Source organism: Streptomyces sp. SID14478 (genome assembly GCF_010548525.1).
Taxonomy (GTDB): domain Bacteria; phylum Actinomycetota; class Actinomycetes; order Streptomycetales; family Streptomycetaceae; genus Streptomyces.
In genome coordinates this window covers 1-570 of record NZ_JAAGMG010000977.1, presented here as the reverse complement: position 1 = coordinate 570, position 570 = coordinate 1, and the positions used below count along the sequence as shown (strand labels likewise).

The following is a 570-nucleotide window of genomic DNA, read 5'->3' as shown; positions in this document are numbered from 1 at the left end:
AGGTCCGCGCGCAGGCGGGTGGCGAGTTCGATGCCGTGGCGGTGGCGCACGGCGCGCAGATCGAGGTCGACGTCGATGCGGGCGGCGGCGCAGGCCCCCGCCCAGTCACCGGCCGCACGGCGCGCGGTCGCGGTCTCGATCATGGACGGTGGCACGGCGTACGCACGTACGCGCTGCCACATCAGCAGGTGGGGCGGAATCCCGGTCGCAAAGTGGTGTGCCATCAGCACTCACCTTGCGCGGACGATTCCCCCATTCCGTACGAGGAGTAGGTGTTCATCGCCGTCATCGTAACCACGCCGCGGACGATCTGTCAGTCCCCGACGGCGGACCCGGCCGCGAACCGCCACACCGCGAAGTCACGGACCGGCCGGTAGCCGAGCCGCTGGTACAGCGCGTTGCTGGTCGCGTTGGCGAGGTCCGTGAAGAGCACCACCTCGTCGGCGCCCGCGGCCCGCGCGGCTCCGCTGACCGCGGCGGTGACGGCGCCGCCGTAGCCCTGTCCGCGCAGGTCGGCGGGGGTGTAGACGGGGGCGACGCGGACGCTGCCCGCGACCTGCCGGGTGACGC

The 570-nt window shown here is 73.0% G+C and carries 1 protein-coding gene and 1 pseudogene; both read right to left on the bottom strand.

The window, feature by feature from the left end; translation table 11 throughout:
* Positions 1-224 (bottom strand): annotated as a pseudogene (locus G3I40_RS31225) (hypothetical protein); the annotation flags it as partial.
* An 89-nt stretch (positions 225-313) separates the two neighbouring features.
* The coding region (locus tag G3I40_RS31220; RefSeq protein ID WP_164305974.1) for a GNAT family N-acetyltransferase at positions 314-570 on the bottom strand (257 nt) is incomplete at its 5' end.